This is a genomic window from Polynucleobacter sp. AP-Latsch-80-C2, assembly GCF_018882185.1.
Taxonomy (GTDB): Bacteria; Pseudomonadota; Gammaproteobacteria; order Burkholderiales; family Burkholderiaceae; genus Polynucleobacter.
On the sequence record NZ_JACVOY010000001.1, the window covers coordinates 332954 to 347991 of the forward strand.

Annotated in this window: 17 protein-coding genes; 12 read left to right on the forward strand and 5 right to left on the reverse strand. The window is 45.7% G+C overall.

Annotation, left to right across the window (positions count from 1 at the left end; genetic code table 11):
- Window positions 1-12 precede the first annotated feature (12 nt).
- The 7 genes from ICN47_RS01675 to mnmH are packed head-to-tail and all read left to right on the forward strand — an operon-like array spanning window position 13 to window position 4281.
- A complete protein-coding gene (locus ICN47_RS01675) occupies window positions 13-330 on the forward strand; it encodes a hypothetical protein (RefSeq protein WP_255538878.1) in 318 nt (105 codons plus the stop codon).
- Window positions 331-350: 20 nt separating this feature from the next.
- Window positions 351-1472 (forward strand): YeeE/YedE family protein, encoded by a 1122-nt coding sequence (locus ICN47_RS01680; RefSeq protein WP_216218171.1) that lies wholly within the window; start codon window positions 351-353, stop codon window positions 1470-1472.
- A 24-nt stretch (window positions 1473-1496) separates the two neighbouring features.
- Window positions 1497-1928: a YeeE/YedE family protein gene (locus ICN47_RS01685; protein ID WP_216218172.1), complete on the forward strand. Its 432-nt coding sequence runs from the start codon at window positions 1497-1499 to the stop codon at window positions 1926-1928.
- A 7-nt stretch (window positions 1929-1935) separates the two neighbouring features.
- Window positions 1936-2373, forward strand: coding sequence for a YeeE/YedE family protein (locus ICN47_RS01690; RefSeq protein WP_216218294.1), 438 nt, complete (start codon window positions 1936-1938; stop codon window positions 2371-2373).
- Between the two features lie 43 nt (window positions 2374-2416).
- Window positions 2417-2761: a TIGR01244 family sulfur transferase gene (locus ICN47_RS01695; RefSeq protein WP_216218173.1), complete on the forward strand. Its 345-nt coding sequence runs from the start codon at window positions 2417-2419 to the stop codon at window positions 2759-2761.
- A gap of 9 nt (window positions 2762-2770) precedes the next feature.
- Window positions 2771-3190: a thioesterase family protein gene (locus tag ICN47_RS01700; protein ID WP_216218174.1), complete on the forward strand. Its 420-nt coding sequence runs from the start codon at window positions 2771-2773 to the stop codon at window positions 3188-3190.
- 17 nt (window positions 3191-3207) lie between these two features.
- Window positions 3208-4281 (forward strand): tRNA 2-selenouridine(34) synthase MnmH, encoded by a 1074-nt coding sequence (gene mnmH / locus ICN47_RS01705; RefSeq protein WP_216218175.1) that lies wholly within the window; start codon window positions 3208-3210, stop codon window positions 4279-4281.
- Between the two features lie 5 nt (window positions 4282-4286).
- Here the strand turns inward: mnmH and ICN47_RS01710 are convergent, their stop codons facing one another.
- Window positions 4287-5465 (reverse strand): acyl-CoA dehydrogenase, encoded by a 1179-nt coding sequence (locus ICN47_RS01710; RefSeq protein WP_216218176.1) that lies wholly within the window; start codon window positions 5463-5465, stop codon window positions 4287-4289.
- Window positions 5466-5565: 100 nt separating this feature from the next.
- Between ICN47_RS01710 and ICN47_RS01715 the strand changes: the two genes are divergently transcribed.
- The gene (locus tag ICN47_RS01715; RefSeq protein ID WP_216218177.1) at window positions 5566-6276 is read left to right on the forward strand and encodes a queuosine precursor transporter; all 711 of its coding nucleotides are present in this window, start codon (window positions 5566-5568) and stop codon (window positions 6274-6276) included.
- 98 nt (window positions 6277-6374) lie between these two features.
- The gene (locus ICN47_RS01720) at window positions 6375-7982 is read left to right on the forward strand and encodes an ABC-F family ATPase (protein WP_216218178.1); all 1608 of its coding nucleotides are present in this window, start codon (window positions 6375-6377) and stop codon (window positions 7980-7982) included.
- A 23-nt stretch (window positions 7983-8005) separates the two neighbouring features.
- Here ICN47_RS01720 and ICN47_RS01725 read toward each other — a convergent pair whose 3' ends face one another.
- The 4 genes from ICN47_RS01725 to ICN47_RS01740 form a co-directional block, all read right to left on the reverse strand.
- A complete protein-coding gene (locus tag ICN47_RS01725; protein ID WP_216218179.1) occupies window positions 8006-8269 on the reverse strand; it encodes a DUF1289 domain-containing protein in 264 nt (87 codons plus the stop codon).
- Window positions 8266-9435 (reverse strand): GNAT family N-acetyltransferase, encoded by a 1170-nt coding sequence (locus ICN47_RS01730; protein ID WP_216218180.1) that lies wholly within the window; start codon window positions 9433-9435, stop codon window positions 8266-8268. Before ICN47_RS01730 ends, ICN47_RS01725 begins: the two co-directional genes overlap by 4 nt.
- A gap of 6 nt (window positions 9436-9441) precedes the next feature.
- Window positions 9442-9828: a lactoylglutathione lyase gene (gene gloA, locus ICN47_RS01735; protein ID WP_216218181.1), complete on the reverse strand. Its 387-nt coding sequence runs from the start codon at window positions 9826-9828 to the stop codon at window positions 9442-9444.
- A 94-nt stretch (window positions 9829-9922) separates the two neighbouring features.
- Window positions 9923-11593: an electron transfer flavoprotein-ubiquinone oxidoreductase gene (locus tag ICN47_RS01740; RefSeq protein WP_216218182.1), complete on the reverse strand. Its 1671-nt coding sequence runs from the start codon at window positions 11591-11593 to the stop codon at window positions 9923-9925.
- Between the two features lie 156 nt (window positions 11594-11749).
- Here ICN47_RS01740 and ICN47_RS01745 point away from each other — a divergent pair, with 156 nt between their 5' ends.
- Genes ICN47_RS01745 through ICN47_RS13075 form a run of 3 tightly spaced genes read left to right on the forward strand, consistent with a single transcriptional unit; the run spans window position 11750 to window position 15030 of the window.
- A complete protein-coding gene (locus ICN47_RS01745; RefSeq protein WP_216218183.1) occupies window positions 11750-12451 on the forward strand; it encodes a CoA transferase subunit A in 702 nt (233 codons plus the stop codon).
- Window positions 12452-12483: 32 nt separating this feature from the next.
- Window positions 12484-13134 (forward strand): CoA transferase subunit B, encoded by a 651-nt coding sequence (locus ICN47_RS01750; protein ID WP_216218184.1) that lies wholly within the window; start codon window positions 12484-12486, stop codon window positions 13132-13134.
- Between the two features lie 36 nt (window positions 13135-13170).
- Entirely contained in the window at window positions 13171-15030 is a 1860-nt protein-coding gene (locus ICN47_RS13075; RefSeq protein WP_370626235.1) for an alpha/beta fold hydrolase, read from the forward strand.
- Window positions 15031-15038 lie beyond the last annotated feature (8 nt).

The following is a 15038-nucleotide window of genomic DNA, read 5'->3' on the forward strand; positions in this document are numbered from 1 at the left end:
CCTTGATTTTTAATGAAAATGATTTTTGCCCGCGCTAGTGCGATCATAGTCCTTTGGGGTTTATTTACCCCCCAACTCTTTGCTGCGCCCGATTTGGCCAGCGGTAAGAGTATTGATCAGCAAAAGTGCTATGCCTGCCATTCAAAGAAAGCCGGTTTTGGCAATGGTGACATGATTTATACGCGCTCCGATAGCAAAGTGAAATCTGTTGCTGATTTGAAGAAAATGGTTGGGCTATGCAATACCGAGTTACGACTAGATCTATTTCCAGAGGATGAGACAGATGTGGCGGCTTATCTGGGTCAAACGTTTTACAAATTTAAACCTTAATTTTTTAGAAGTTATTCATTATGGAAGTTGTTGATATTGCATCGCTTAGTAAGTCAGTTCTTTGGGCTACCTTTGCGATTACTTTTTTGCTTGGTGCAGTGATGCAGAAAACCGGCTTTTGTAGCATGGGTGCTGTATCAGATGCATTCATCATGTCGAGCTGGGATCGTTTAAGACAGTGGTTTTTAGCCATTGGGGTAGCTATTATCGGTTTTGCACTGATGTCCTACTTAGGATTGATTGATCCTCTGAAAAGTATTTATACCGCGAACAAATTCCTTTGGCTTTCTACCTTAGTGGGCAGTATTTTGTTTGGGTTCGGCATGGTTCTTTCATCTGGTTGCGGTAGCAAGACCTTAGTGCGCATTGGCGGCGGTAACCTAAAATCCATTATTGTGTTTATGGTCTTGGGCTTAAGTGCTTACATGACTTTACGTGGATTTTTGGGCGTCATTCGCATCAATACGCTGGACACAGTGTTTATTGCTTTTAATACCCCACAAGATTTACCTAGCTTACTGAGTGCACCACTAGGGATCGCTCGGCCAATCCTCCATCTCGTTTTAGGTTTAGTGATTGGATTGGCATTCATTGTCTTTGCCTTAGCTAAGAAATCATTTTGGACTTTTGAGAATCTCTTTGCGGGTATTGCTGTTGGCTTGGCGATCTGTGCTGTGTGGTGGATTTCAGGAAGCTTGGGTTATGTTGCAGAGGATCCCAACACATTGGAGGAAGTATTTCTGGTGACCAATTCTGGTCGCATGGAAAGTCTCTCCTTTGTGGCGCCATATGCTTATTCATTGGATTGGTTAATGATGTACAGCGATACCTCTAAGGTATTGACAGTCGGCATTATTGCCGTGCTCGGCATGATCTTGGGTTCAGCTGCAATTGCGCTGTTGACTAAATCATTTCGCTGGGAATCATTTCGTAATACAGAAGACACTGGCAATCATTTGGTTGGCGCAAGCCTGATGGGCTTTGGCGGTGTTACCGCCTTAGGTTGCACAGTTGGTCAAGGCTTAAGCGGTATCTCCACTTTGGCAGTTGGCTCATTGTTGGCATTACCTGGATTTATATTTGGCGCTTATCTCGCATTGCGTTATTTGCAAATGCGCCTTGCTCCCAATCCGTGTAGTTAATCGCAAATAGATTGGATTTGATGTATGCATATTGATTGGTTCTCTTTCACACCGATTCCCTCTTTAGTAGGCGGGATTATCTTGGGCGTAGCTGCAGCGCTATACGTCTTGTTGCATGGACGAATTCTGGGTATCAGCGGTATTGTTTATGGCTTACTTCATCCCAAGTCAGGTGACTGGAACTGGCGCCTTAGCCTTGTCTTAGGCCTGATCAGTGCGCCATTTTTTGCTGCTTTATTTTTTGGCATTCTGCCTGTGATTGAGGTTGATGCGGGATGGGCTGCCATTATTGTTGCTGGACTCCTCGTAGGCTTCGGTGCTCAGTATGGCTCTGGCTGCACTAGCGGTCATGGCATCTGCGGACTCTCGCGTTTGTCACCACGATCATTAGTCGCAACCCTTTCATTCATGACTGCTGGATTTTTAGTGGTTTTTATTATTCGCCACCTTATTTGAGTCCATGATGAAAAAACACTTCAGTCTCATTAGTCAATATGCCATCGGAATTCTGTTTGGTTCGGGCTTAATTATTTCCGGAATGAGTAATCCCCAAAAGATTTTGAGCTTTTTAGATATTGCCGGACTATGGGATCCTTCATTACTCTTTGTCATGGGCGGCGCAGTCTTGGTTGGTCTGGCCGGTTTCTATTTGGCAGGCAAACGTAGTGAAGCCTTCTTTGGCGGCGCATTACATATTCCTTCTAGACGCGATATTTCCAGACCCTTAGTGATCGGCAGTTTTATTTTTGGAGCAGGATGGGGAATCGCAGGATTTTGTCCTGGCCCAGCTTTGGTAGCCTTGGGCGCTGGTCATGTTAAAGCTTTTGTTTTTGTCATCGCTATGCTTGTGGGAATGCTCATCTGCGAGCGTTTCTTCACAGCCCATCGTAAGCAAGCCTGATTTAGAATCGTAAATTATTAACCATGTTTGAACTGAGGATCTCATGAGCCTTCCTATTTCTTGCCACACCAGTCAATTTGGAACTTTGGGTCAAATTGATCCAAGTCATTTGGCCCAGATTGCTCAACAAGGCTACAAGAGCGTGATTAACAATCGTCCAGACGGCGAGGGTGGTCCTGATCAACCTACCAATGCAGCAATTCAAGCAGAGGCTGAAAAGCTAGGGCTAAATTACGCCTACCTTCCAGTGGTGGCAAGCGCTATTACTCAGGCTCAAGTGCTGGAGATGGCTCGATTGCTAAAAACTATGCCAGGACCCGTGTTGGCATTTTGTCGTTCAGGTGCGCGTTCTACTAATTTGTATCAAATGGCCTTGCAAGTTAGCTAATTCACTACGATGCGTATTTCTATTCCCGAAGAAAAAAAGTTTGTTCATGAAATGATCATGCCCATACGCTGGGGTGATATGGATGCTTATAAGCATGTGAACAATACAGTGTACTTTCGGTATATGGAGCAAGCTCGTGTTGAGTGGGTTACTTCCTTGGGTTATAGCGTTGCGCCTGGTCGCGAATCCATGTTGATGATCAATGGTTTTTGCAACTTCTATCAGCAGTTGTCATACCCAGGTGAATTGATACTCAAGACTTCAATTGGTGCAATTGGAAAATCTAGTGTGGATATCTATACCTCTATGTCCTTAACAACTGATCCAGAGGTGATTGCAGCAGAGGGTGGGGCAACGATGGTATGGGTCGATCTCACCACCAATAAGTCGGCACCGTGGCCTGAGCATATTTTGCAGATACTGCGCTAGTTCAATGCTGATTTGGCATGCAGCCTGTTAACCCCCATATCCTGAAGTTAGATCAATTCCTGACAGAGCTTGACCGCTTTGATTTGGTGATTGATGTACGCTCGCCAGCGGAGTTTGCTTTGGACCACATTCCGGGCGCGGTGAACTATCCCGTTCTCAATAACGAAGAGCGTGCGCAGATTGGCACCCTATACAAACAAGTCTCTCCTTTTGCGGCGAAAAAGTTAGGCGCTGCATTGGTTTCCAGAAATATTGCCAACCATTTGGAAAATCATTTCTTGGATTTTCCGCGTGAGTGGCGCCCATTAATTTATTGCTGGCGTGGTGGCGAACGCAGTGGGGCCTTTACCCATATCCTGAATCGAATTGGCTGGAAGGCCATGCAGCTTGAAGATGGCTATCAAGGTTTTAGGCGTACCGTGATTGATGGGCTAGAGCACAGCGCCCATGAATTTTCGTTTCAAGTGATTTGTGGGATGACCGGTAGTGGTAAGACACGTATGCTGCAAGAGATCGGTGCTCTTGGGGCGCAGATTTTAGATCTCGAGGGATTGGCAGTGCATCGCGGTTCTGTTCTTGGGAATGAGCCTAATATTGATCAGCCTTCACAAAAGGGTTTTGAGACGGCATTGTGGGATGCATTGCGTAAATTAGATCCGAGTAAGCCCGTATTTGTTGAGTCAGAAAGCAAAAAGGTCGGTGGTCTCCATGTGCCAGACGCCTTAATGGAAAAAATTCGTAAGGGTGCTTGCGTAGAGTTGCGTTCCAGTACGGCAACCAGGGTTACCTGGTTAATTCGTGAGTACCATCATTTTTTAACAGACACGGACAACTTTAAAGTAAAACTAGGCTTGCTAACGGCGCATTATGGAAAAGTGCAGATTGCGAAATGGTCGGAAGCCATTGATGCAGGTCATTTTCCGGAGCTAGTGGAGGAGTTATTGGTCAAACACTATGACCCGTCTTACTCCTCTTCTATCGTTCGTAATTTTCCTGCTTACAGCCAAGAAAATTTTGTAGAACTGGATAGTGATAGTGACGAGGCCTTTGCTAAATCAGCAAAGGCCATCGTGGCAAAGCTTAATGCTTAAGCGGATTAGCTAAATGCTTGAATGCCAGTTTGAGCGCGGCCCAGAATGAGGGCGTGAATATCGTGAGTACCTTCATAAGTGTTCACAACTTCTAGGTTCAGCATATGACGAACAACGCCATACTCATCAGAGATGCCGTTACCACCGTGCATATCTCGCGCCATGCGAGCGATATCCAAAGATTTACCGCAAGAGTTACGCTTCATGATGGAGGTAATTTCTGGGGCAGCGATCCCTTCATCCTTCATGCGTCCTAATCGTAAGCAGCCTTGCAGGGCAAGCGTAATTTCTGTTTGCATGTCGGCTAATTTTTTTTGAATCAATTGGTTGGCAGCTAGAGGCTTACCAAACTGCTTGCGATCCATGGTGTATTGGCGTGCTGCATGCCAGCACCATTCAGCAGCACCTAAAGCACCCCAAGAGATGCCGTAACGGGCAGAGTTCAAACAAGTGAAGGGTCCTTTGAGGCCGGTCACTTCTGGGAATTCATTTTCATCCGGGACAAATACTTCATCCATCACGATTTCGCCGGTGATAGAGGCGCGTAGACCCATCTTGCCGCTGATCTTAGGTGCGCTTAAACCCTTCATACCTTTTTCTAGGATATAACCACGAATGATGCCTTCATCATTCTTCGCCCAAACTACAAAGACGTCGGCAATTGGTGAATTAGAAATCCACATCTTCGATCCGGTTAATGAAAAACCGCCTGGAACTTTCTTGGCGCGGGTAATCATGCCGCCAGCATCAGATCCGAAGTTCGGTTCTGTTAAGCCAAAGCAGCCAATCCACTCACCGGTTGCTAATTTTGGAAGGTATTTTTGTTTTTGCGCTTCGCTACCAAATTCATTGATAGGTACCATCACTAGAGAGGATTGCACGCTCATCATGGAGCGATACCCAGAGTCAACTCGCTCAATCTCTCTAGCGATCAAGCCATAAGAAACATAGTTTAGGTTGGCACCACCGTATTGCTCAGGAATAGTGATTCCAAGAAGACCAAGTTCACCCATCTCACGAAAAATTGCAGGATCTGTAGTCTCATTGCGATAAGCATCATGGATACGTGGCATCAGACGGCCTTGTGCGTATTCAGCAGCTGCATCACGAACCATGCGCTCCTCTTCTGTTAATTGGGTATCAAGAAGAAGTGGGTCTTCCCACTGAAAGCTAGCTTTACTCATTGCGTTTAGTCATCCTCTAGTTTGTTTTAATCTAACCCTGTCCTGCGAATTTTCAGGAATGCAGATATTCTTGTTTCTATTATCCAATTTTTCTGGAATTATGGACGCCCCTAGACGCCACCACCACTATTACGACCTGATTTTGGCTGCCTTCGTAGTGGTTTTGTTGTGCTCCAACTTTATTGGGGCGGGTAAGGCTGCTACCGTCGACTTGCCCTATTTGGGGCCTACCGTCTTTGGTGCCGGCATTCTCTTTTTCCCGATTGCCTATTTCTTCGGAGATATTTTGACTGAGGTCTATGGCTATGCCTATGATCGCAGGGCAGTTTGGGCTGGATTTGCAGCCTTAGCTTTTGCTGCCATCATGGCCCAGATTGTGATTGCCTTGCCTATCGCTCCAGGGGCTTATATGGCCAATTATCAGAAGGGATTGGAAACAGTCTTCGGTAACTCCTGGCGCATCGCTTTGGCCTCAATGACGGCTTTTTGGTGTGGAAGTTTTGTCAATAGCTATGTCTTGGCTAAGATGAAAATCTGGACCCAAGGTCGGCATTTATGGAGCCGTACGATTGGCTCAACTGCCATGGGGGAGCTCGTGGATTCATCCTTGTTCTATTTTTTGGCCTTTTATGGTTTATGGCCTATTGAGGAGCTTTTACAGGTCGCTTTAGCGCAATATGTCCTGAAAACCTCTTGGGAGGTTCTGGCCACACCGCTGACTTATTGGATCGTGGGCTTCCTCAAGCGTAAGGAAAATGAGGATTTTTATGATAACCATACCAATTTCACCCCATTTCGGGTCAAAGTTTGATTTAGCCCTGAAGCTTTCTAAACCGTTAAAATAACGGTTTTTGTCCCCAAAGCTGGGGCAGTCTATTGAATTGAATTTCAGAAAGCTAGAAAACATCCGTGCTGTCAGCATCTAATATCACTATGCAGTTTGGGGCAAAACCCCTGTTCGAAAATATTTCCGTAAAGTTTGGCGGCGGTAATCGCTATGGCCTCATTGGTGCCAATGGTTGCGGAAAATCTACATTCATGAAAATTTTAGGTGGCGAGCTCGAGCCAACAAGTGGCAACGTCAGTTTGGATCCTAGTGTTCGTCTGGGTAAGTTGCGCCAAGATCAATTCGCGTACGAAGATGTTCGTGTTTTAGATGTGGTGATGATGGGGCATGAAGAAATGTGGAAGGCAGCCGCTGAACGCGATGCTATTTACGCCAATCCAGATGCCAGCGATGAAGATTACATGAAGGCGGCCGAACTTGAGGGCAAGTATGCAGAGTACGGCGGCTATACGGCTGAAGCGAAAGCAGGTGAACTCTTATTGGGTATTGGTATTCCAATCGAGCAACACAATGGACCCATGAGTAATGTTGCGCCTGGTTGGAAGTTGCGCGTCTTGCTTGCGCAAGCCTTGTTTTCTGATCCTGATGTCTTGTTGCTGGATGAGCCAACCAATAACTTGGATATTCATTCCATTCATTGGCTTGAAGATATTCTCAATCAGATCAAGAGCACGATTGTCATCATCTCCCATGATCGTCACTTCTTAAATGAAGTCTGCACGCATATGGCTGATATGGACTACGGAACACTGAAGGTCTATCCAGGAAACTATGACTCTTACATGCTTGCTTCTGTACAGGCGCGTACACAACAACTTAGCTCTAATGTGAAAGCCAAAGAAAAAATTGCTGAATTAGCAGCTTTCGTAGCTCGCTTCTCAGCAAATGCATCTAAAGCACGTCAGGCAACCTCTCGTCAAAGACAATTAGAGAAGATTGAGATTGTCGAAGTGAAGCCTTCCTCACGTCAAAATCCGTTTATTCGCTTTGATACAGAGAAGAAGTTACACAATATGGCGGTTGAGTGCAATGGACTGACCAAGGCTTATGACCGCATTATCTTTAAAAACTTTAAATTGGGTGTTCGTGCTGGAGAGAAGATTGCCATCATTGGTCAAAATGGTGCTGGTAAGACAACGCTTTTAAAAACGATTCTGAGCAAACGCTTTGAGGGTATTGCTGCCGATAGTGGTGATGTAAAGTGGGCTGAGAATGCCAACGTTGGGGTAATGCCTCAAGACAACACCGAGATGTTTGCCAAAGATGAGTTGCTCATGGATTGGATGAATTGGTGGCGTAATACAGGCGACGATGATCAAGTCATTCGGGGTACCTTAGGCCGTTTACTGTTTTCTGGCGATGACATCGGCAAGTCTGTCAAAGTTCTCTCAGGTGGAGAAAAGGGCCGCATGATTTGGGGTAAGTTAATGCTCCAAAAATATAACGTCTTAGCAATGGATGAGCCAACCAACCATATGGATATGGAATCCATTGAGAGTTTGCAAATTGCGCTCGAGAAATTCGACGGTACATTGATTTTTGTTTCCCATGACCGTGAATTTGTTTCTGCATTAGCCAATCGCATCTTGGAAGTGAAGATGGACGGTACGATTGAGGATTACTCGGGAACATACGAGGAGTATTTGCGTAGCCAAGCGATCGCTGGCTAAAGCATTCATGCTAAAGAGGACGGTTAAATCGACTTGCCTTCTTTAGCCTGTCTTTGAAAGCGCATAGCGGTGCCATCGGCCCGGATACGTTGCCACACCGAATCTTTTTCTTCCTGCGATAGGAATACCCAGTTACTGACTTCACTCAGGGTTCGACCGCAGCCCTGACAGATCTCATCGTACAAAGTAGTGCACACCCCAATACAGGGCGAGTCCGAAGCATCATCTCCTGTGGATAGAGAGTTTGATCCATCTTGTACATCAGGTTTTTGGCTTTCCGAATTCATGGCTGTACTTTAGTCGATTTCAGTGGACTGTGCTCGGCCAGCTCATCAACGTAAGCGCCGATGCCTTGGTGCTCTCGATTCAAAAAGTGCTGAACTGCTTTGGAAAATTGTGGGTCTGCAATGAAATGTGCTGATTTGATGGTGGTTGGCAAAAAGCCTCGAGCCATTTTATGTTCACCTTGTGCACCACCTTCAAAGGTTTGAATGTGGTTTTCAATGCAATATTCAATGGCCTGGTAATAAGCTGTTTCAAAGTGTAGGCAGGGCACATGCTCTACTGCGCCCCAGTATCTTCCGTAGACTTTTGAAGAATCAACATCGACTACTAATAGAGATGCAGCAATAGGTACTTGGTTGCGATGGGCAATGATTAAATGGAGATTCTCAGGCATGCGCTGTGCAAGAAGCTTAAAGAAATCTGCATTTAAGTAGGGACTCGATTGGTGTTCTAAATAGGTGTTCTCATAACATCGATAAAAAAACTCCCAGTCCTGGGCAGAGGTATCGCGACCAGAAATGTGATTAAAAGAAATATTTTCTCTAGCAACCTGTTCGCGTTCACGGCGAATATTCTTACGACGTTTCATTGTCAATGCAGATAAGAAATGCTCAAAACTTTCAAAGTCTTGGTTATGCCAATGAAACTGCACAGAGTCTCGGAGCATAAAACCTTGAGTGGCTAGCGCTTCTGCTTCAACCGCTTGTGGAAATAGAATATGCGCCGAAGAAAGATTATTTTCAATAACGAGCGTTTTGAGTCCTGCCATCAATTGAGTTTGAACTTGAGATAAGTCTTCCTTGGTATTGCATAAGATGCGTGCACCTTGAGCTGGCGAGAAGGGGATAGCGCAGAGTGCCTTTGGGTAGTACTGCATACCTTGCTGCTCATAGGCCTGTGCCCATGACCAATCGAATACAAATTCACCGTAAGAATGTTGTTTCAAATAAAGAGGCATCGCCCCAATAAGTTCTTTTTGCTTATAAAGACCCAGGTGGGCAATCTGCCAGCCAGTATTGCCGCCAACGCAGGCGGTCTCTTCAAGGGTGCTGAGAAATTCGTGCTTGAGAAAGGGGCCTGCATCATGATGAAGCAGCGCATTCCACCGTGCTGCAGGAATATATGCGAGCTTCTCAATAATTTCTATTTGGTATGGCTCGGCACTCACAGCATGCTAGCGTTGAATCAGTTCTATTTTGTAACCATCAGGATCGGTAACAAACGCAATAATTGTATCGCCACCCATCACTGGACCAGCAGGGCGTGTGACGTTGCCTCCGGAGGCATTTATCTTGTCGCAGGCAGCATAAGCATCTGGAACGCCAATTGCAATATGTCCATAGGCGGTCCCCATGTCGTAGGAGTCAACACCATGGTTATAAGTCAGTTCAATTTCTGCTTGTCCATCAGCATTGCCTTTGCCATAACCAACGAAGGCCAGTGAATATTTTTGATCAGGACGTTCTGTGGTGCGCAGTAAATTCATCCCAAGCACTTTGGTATAAAAATCAACTGAGCGAGTCAAGTTGCCGACTCTAAGCATGGTGTGAAGGATCATCATATTGATTAATATAAACGGAATTATCGAATGGCGCTCAATAAGAAAAATCCCAGCAAGGGGGCTGGGGTTTTAGAGATACTGCTCAGTAAGTAAATTACATTGAGGCGTAGTTCGGTCCACCACCGCCTTCAGGCGTGATCCAAACAATATTCTGACTAGGATCCTTGATGTCACATGTTTTGCAATGCACGCAGTTTTGGGAATTAATCTGCAAACGTGCCTTGCCATCTATTTCTACATATTCATAAACCCCGGCAGGGCAGTAGCGCTGTTCTGGTCCAGCATAAGTCTTGAGATTGAGATCTACAGGGATAGATGCATCCTTTAGGGTGAGATGAATCGGTTGATTTTCCGCGTGATTGGTATTGGAAATAAAGACCGAAGATAGGCGATCAAAAGTGATCTTGCCATCGGGTTTCGGATAATCAATCGGTTGATGTTGTGCGGCTGGCTCTAGGCACTCATGGTCTGCGTGCTTCAGATGCACTGTCCATGGCATATTGCCGCCCAGTAGCTTTTGCTCAAGCCCAACCATGAGCGTTCCCACATAAAGTCCTTTGGACATCCAAGGCTTAAAGTTGCGCGCTTGATTCAGCTCGGTGTGAAGCCAGTTATTTTGAAATGCAGTTGGGTAGGCTGCTAATACATCTGCTGAACGATTCTCATGAATCGCAGCCACCGCGGCCTCAGCGGCTAGCATGCCAGTTTTTATTGCTGCGTGGCTTCCTTTAATGCGAGACGCATTTAAGAATCCAGCGTCACAACCAATCAGTGCACCGCCAGGGAAGACTGTCTTAGGTAGGCTGTTGAGGCCACCAGCAGTCAATGCACGAGCACCATAGGCAATGCGTTTGCCGCCCTCAAAGGTTTCGCGAATCTTGGGATGGAGTTTATAGCGCTGGAATTCTTCAAAAGGGGAGAGATAGGGATTCTTATAAGACAAGCCCACCACTAAACCAACGGCAACCTTGTTGTCGCCAAGGTGATAGAGAAAAGATCCGCCATAGGTGTCATTTTCTAAAGGCCAGCCAGCGGTATGGACAACCAGACCAGGTTTACTTTTAGAAGGCTCAACTTCCCAGAGCTCTTTGATACCAATGCCGTAGCTTTGTGGATCAGCATCTTTATCAAGAGAGAACTTCGCTATCAATTGTTTGCCAAGATGACCGCGTGAACCTTCGGCAAAGAGGGTGTACTTGCCGCGCAATTCCATACCCAGCTGAAATTGATCCGTTGGATTCCCTTCTTTATCCAAGCCCATTGAACCTGTGATCACACCACTAACTGCACCTTGTTCGTTATATAAAATTTCTGCAGCAGGAAAACCTGGAAAAATTTCAACGCCCAGATTTTCAGCTTGCTGACCTAGCCAACGAGTGACGTTGGCCAGACTCACAATATAGTTACCTTCATTCTTAAAGCAATGGGGCAACATCCAATTGGGGACCTGAAACGAATTCTCAGCAGTTAAAAATAAAAATTGATCTTGGCTTACAGGGGTATCTAGTGGAGCGCCCATCTCTTTCCAATCTGGAAAGAGCTCTGTCAACGCTTTAGGATCCATCACAGCGCCAGACAAAATATGAGCGCCAATCTCGGAGCCTTTTTCGATAACGCAAACGCTAATATCTTTGCCATTTGCTTGAGCTAATTGTTTCGCTTTGATAGCGGCTGATAAACCAGCGGGGCCTCCTCCAATAATGACCAGGTCATAGTCCATAGACTCCCTTGGTCCAAATTGTTCTAACAGCTGTGCAGAATTCATTCAATATCTCCGTTTTTTCCGAAAAATAAGGCTTTTGGCCCTCTTAGTTTAGTTCTAAGTGGCAAAAACCAATTTAGTGCCAGTACTGGCTGGGCTTGATAGCTAAGGCGTTATGATTACTTTTTTACCATTTTTGGCAATATTAGGACAAATGTTATGAATAAAACCTACCCATCGGCAGTCGATGCCTTGAGGGATATCTTAAAAGACGGACAAAAGCTGGCAGTTGGTGGTTTTGGTTTGTGTGGAATTCCTGAGGCTCTGATTCAGGCGGTAAAAGATTTAGGCGCCCAAAATCTGACAGCCATTGCGAATAACGCAGGTGTTGATGGTTTTGGTTTGGGTTTGTTGTTGAACTCTCGTCAAGTCAAGAAGATGGTTGCTTCTTATGTTGGTGAAAATAAAGAATTTGAGCGTCAATATTTAGCGGGCGAGTTGGAGTTGGAATTTACTCCGCAAGGAACCTTAGCTGAAAAATTACGCGCAGGTGGTTGCGGTATTCCCGCTTTCTACACAAAGACTGGTGTGGGTACTTTAGTGGCGGAGGGAAAGGAAGAGAAGGAGTTTGATGGTGAGAAATACATCATGGAGCGCTCAATCATTTCCGATATCTCGTTAGTGAAAGCTTGGAAAGCCGATAAGTCTGGAAACTTGGTGTATCGCTATACCGCTCGGAACTTTAATCCAGTAGTGGCCATGGCAGGAAAAATTACCGTGGCAGAGGTGGAGGAGATTGTAGAAAATGGTCAATTAGATCCCGATCAAATTCATACGCCTGGCATCTATGTGCACCGTTTAGTTGTGAATACTACCCCTGAGAAGCGCATTGAACAACGCACTTTGACTGCAAGCGCTTAATTACCCAGAACAGAATATTTAGGAAGATTGATATGCCTTGGACTAGAGATGAAATGGCAGCGCGTGCTGCTAAAGAACTAAAAGATGGTTACTACGTTAACTTGGGTATTGGTATGCCAACCCTAGTGGCCAATCATGTGCCAAAAGATATGGAAGTATGGCTGCAGTCAGAAAATGGTTTATTAGGTATTGGCCCATTTCCAACCGAAGATACGATTGATGCAGACTTGATTAATGCTGGCAAGCAAACAATCACTACTTTGCCGGGCTCATCCATCTTTTCTTCTGCGGATTCCTTTGGGATGATTCGTGGCGGGAAAATCAATATTGCGATTTTGGGTGCAATGCAAGTCAGCGAGCATGGTGACTTGGCCAACTGGATGATTCCAGGAAAAATGGTGAAGGGTATGGGTGGCGCAATGGATCTCGTTGCAGGCGTGAAGCATGTGGTTGTATTAATGGAACACGTTGCCAAGAAAAAAGATGGCACTGAAGAGCTCAAGATTCTGCCTAAATGCACACTGCCATTAACTGGTGTTGGCGTGATTAGCCAAATCATTACGGATCTTTGTGTTTTAGATATCACCCACGCTGGTTTGAACTTAGTTGAATTGGCTCCTGGCGTAACTAAAGAGGAGGTCATCGCCAAAACTGGTGCCCCTGTTGATACCTCGGGTTTTTGAGCAATTTTTCAGGATGAATGAAATAATGGGGTCACTATGTCGGGATCCCATCATTCGCATTCGGCAAAACCTAGGGCTCAGATGAGCTCTGAGCTTGATCCATCGCTACATGCCCATAAGAAGGGTGATGCCAAGCATACTCATAGCAAGCAAGTCTCCAATCAAAATTTATTATTAATCGCCTTAGTTTTAACTCTTGGCTTCTCAGGAGTTGAAGGCGCAGCCGCTTACTTTGCCAATTCTTTGGCTTTGATCTCGGATGCTGGTCATATGGTGACCGATGCCGCTGCTTTAGGGCTAGCGCTTTTAGCGCAAATCATTTCTCGTCGTCCACCTTCCCCAAAGCATTCTTTTGGTTTTGGTAGAGCAGAAGCTTTGGCCGCATTTGTAAATAGTATTGTGATGTTGGTATTAGTTGTATGGATTGTGGTTGAGGCCGTTAGTCGTTTCTATGACCCACATAAAGTAGACGGCCTAACAGTGACTGTAGTCGCAGCCATCGGCTTACTAATGAATGTTGTGGTGGCCTGGGTACTTTCACGAGACAAGAAGAGCGTGAATACGCGTGCTGCCTTAGTGCACGTCATGGGGGATTTGCTGGGTTCTGTGGCGGCCCTCATTGCAGGTGTGGTGATTCAACTTACCGGTTGGATGCCCATTGATGCAATTCTTTCCATCCTGGTTTCTCTTTTGATTCTGAAATCTACGATTTCTATTCTCCATGAGTCTTATCACTTCCTCATGGAAGGGGTGCCACTTCATATCGACTACCTGAAAGTTGGAACTGATCTTAAGAATGTTCCCGGAGTCTTAGCGGTGCATGATCTACACGTTTGGGAAATGACCCCAAGCTTTCCAGCACTGATAGGTCATATTGAAATTGCTGAGATGCAAGAGTGGCCAGCGATTATGGCGCGCATCAATACGATGTTGCTAGATAAACATGGGATTGACCACGTTACCTTGCAGCCAGAAGAAGTAGGCGCTGACGAAGAGAATGATCATTTGGATAGTCCCTCAGTTGGGAGTAGTCAATTCCACTCGGGAAATACTTTTTTCGTAGAGTGTTCCAGTGGTGATGCAAAACATCGCATGGCATACCATGCCTGGGGTGACCCGAGTAATCCTAAGGTGTTAATGTGCGTGCATGGCCTTACTAGACGCGGTAGTGATTTCAAAACTTTAGCTGAAGCAATGTGCCATGACTATTACGTTGTCTGCCCAGATGTAGTGGGAAGAGGTGATAGCGATCGTTTGGCCAACCCAATGCTTTACGCAGTACCGCAATACGTGGCTGATATGACGCAGCTTGTAAAAAAACTCGGTGTTTCACAAATTGATTGGTTTGGCACCTCAATGGGTGGCTTGATTGGCATAGTGTATGCAGCAATGCCGAATTCTCCTATTCGCAGAATGCTCATCAATGATGTGGGCCCACGGATTGAGCCGCAAGCAATTGCGCGTCTTGGCTCTTATGTGGGACAACCTTTTGCATATACAAATCGCACTGATGCCTTAGAAAAGTTAAATCAGATTTGCGCCACCTTTGGGGATCATTTGCCGCACGAATGGGAAACCTATAACGGACCTATGCTGATTGAGCGTGAGGGCCGATGGATCATGCATTACGACCCTGATATCTCGGTGCCATTTGCTTCGGTAAATCCGATTATGGCAAAAGCGGGGGAGATGGCGATGTGGCATGCCTTTAAACAAATTCATATACCGATGTTGATTGTGCGCGGCGGACAGTCGGATTTACTTTCAGCAGCTACCGTTGCCGAAATGTGCAAAGTTAATCCTTACGCCAGGAGTATTGAGATACCGAACGTAGGTCATGCACCAGCATTTGTGAAGAGCGAGCAGATTGCTCTAGCAAAAGAATTCTTTAGTTAATTAACTCT

Bases quoted from the DNA above. Each gene is read 5' to 3' on its own strand.
- ICN47_RS01745 (WP_216218183.1), top strand. From the start codon at position 11,750: ATGAATAAAACCTACCCATCGGCAGTCGATGCCTTGAGGGATATCTTA.
- ICN47_RS01695 (WP_216218173.1), top strand. From the start codon at position 2,417: ATGAGCCTTCCTATTTCTTGCCACACCAGTCAATTTGGAACTTTGGGT.
- gloA (WP_216218181.1), bottom strand. From the start codon at position 9,828: ATGATGATCCTTCACACCATGCTTAGAGTCGGCAACTTGACTCGCTCA.
- ICN47_RS01740 (WP_216218182.1), bottom strand. From the start codon at position 11,593: ATGAATTCTGCACAGCTGTTAGAACAATTTGGACCAAGGGAGTCTATG.
- ICN47_RS01750 (WP_216218184.1), top strand. From the start codon at position 12,484: ATGCCTTGGACTAGAGATGAAATGGCAGCGCGTGCTGCTAAAGAACTA.
- ICN47_RS01715 (WP_216218177.1), top strand. From the start codon at position 5,566: ATGGACGCCCCTAGACGCCACCACCACTATTACGACCTGATTTTGGCT.
- ICN47_RS01725 (WP_216218179.1), bottom strand. From the start codon at position 8,269: ATGAATTCGGAAAGCCAAAAACCTGATGTACAAGATGGATCAAACTCT.
- ICN47_RS13075 (WP_370626235.1), top strand. From the start codon at position 13,171: ATGTCGGGATCCCATCATTCGCATTCGGCAAAACCTAGGGCTCAGATG.
- ICN47_RS01700 (WP_216218174.1), top strand. From the start codon at position 2,771: ATGCGTATTTCTATTCCCGAAGAAAAAAAGTTTGTTCATGAAATGATC.
- ICN47_RS01675 (WP_255538878.1), top strand. From the start codon at position 13: ATGAAAATGATTTTTGCCCGCGCTAGTGCGATCATAGTCCTTTGGGGT.
- ICN47_RS01680 (WP_216218171.1), top strand. From the start codon at position 351: ATGGAAGTTGTTGATATTGCATCGCTTAGTAAGTCAGTTCTTTGGGCT.
- mnmH (WP_216218175.1), top strand. From the start codon at position 3,208: ATGCAGCCTGTTAACCCCCATATCCTGAAGTTAGATCAATTCCTGACA.
- ICN47_RS01690 (WP_216218294.1), top strand. From the start codon at position 1,936: ATGAAAAAACACTTCAGTCTCATTAGTCAATATGCCATCGGAATTCTG.
- ICN47_RS01685 (WP_216218172.1), top strand. From the start codon at position 1,497: ATGCATATTGATTGGTTCTCTTTCACACCGATTCCCTCTTTAGTAGGC.
- ICN47_RS01710 (WP_216218176.1), bottom strand. From the start codon at position 5,465: ATGAGTAAAGCTAGCTTTCAGTGGGAAGACCCACTTCTTCTTGATACC.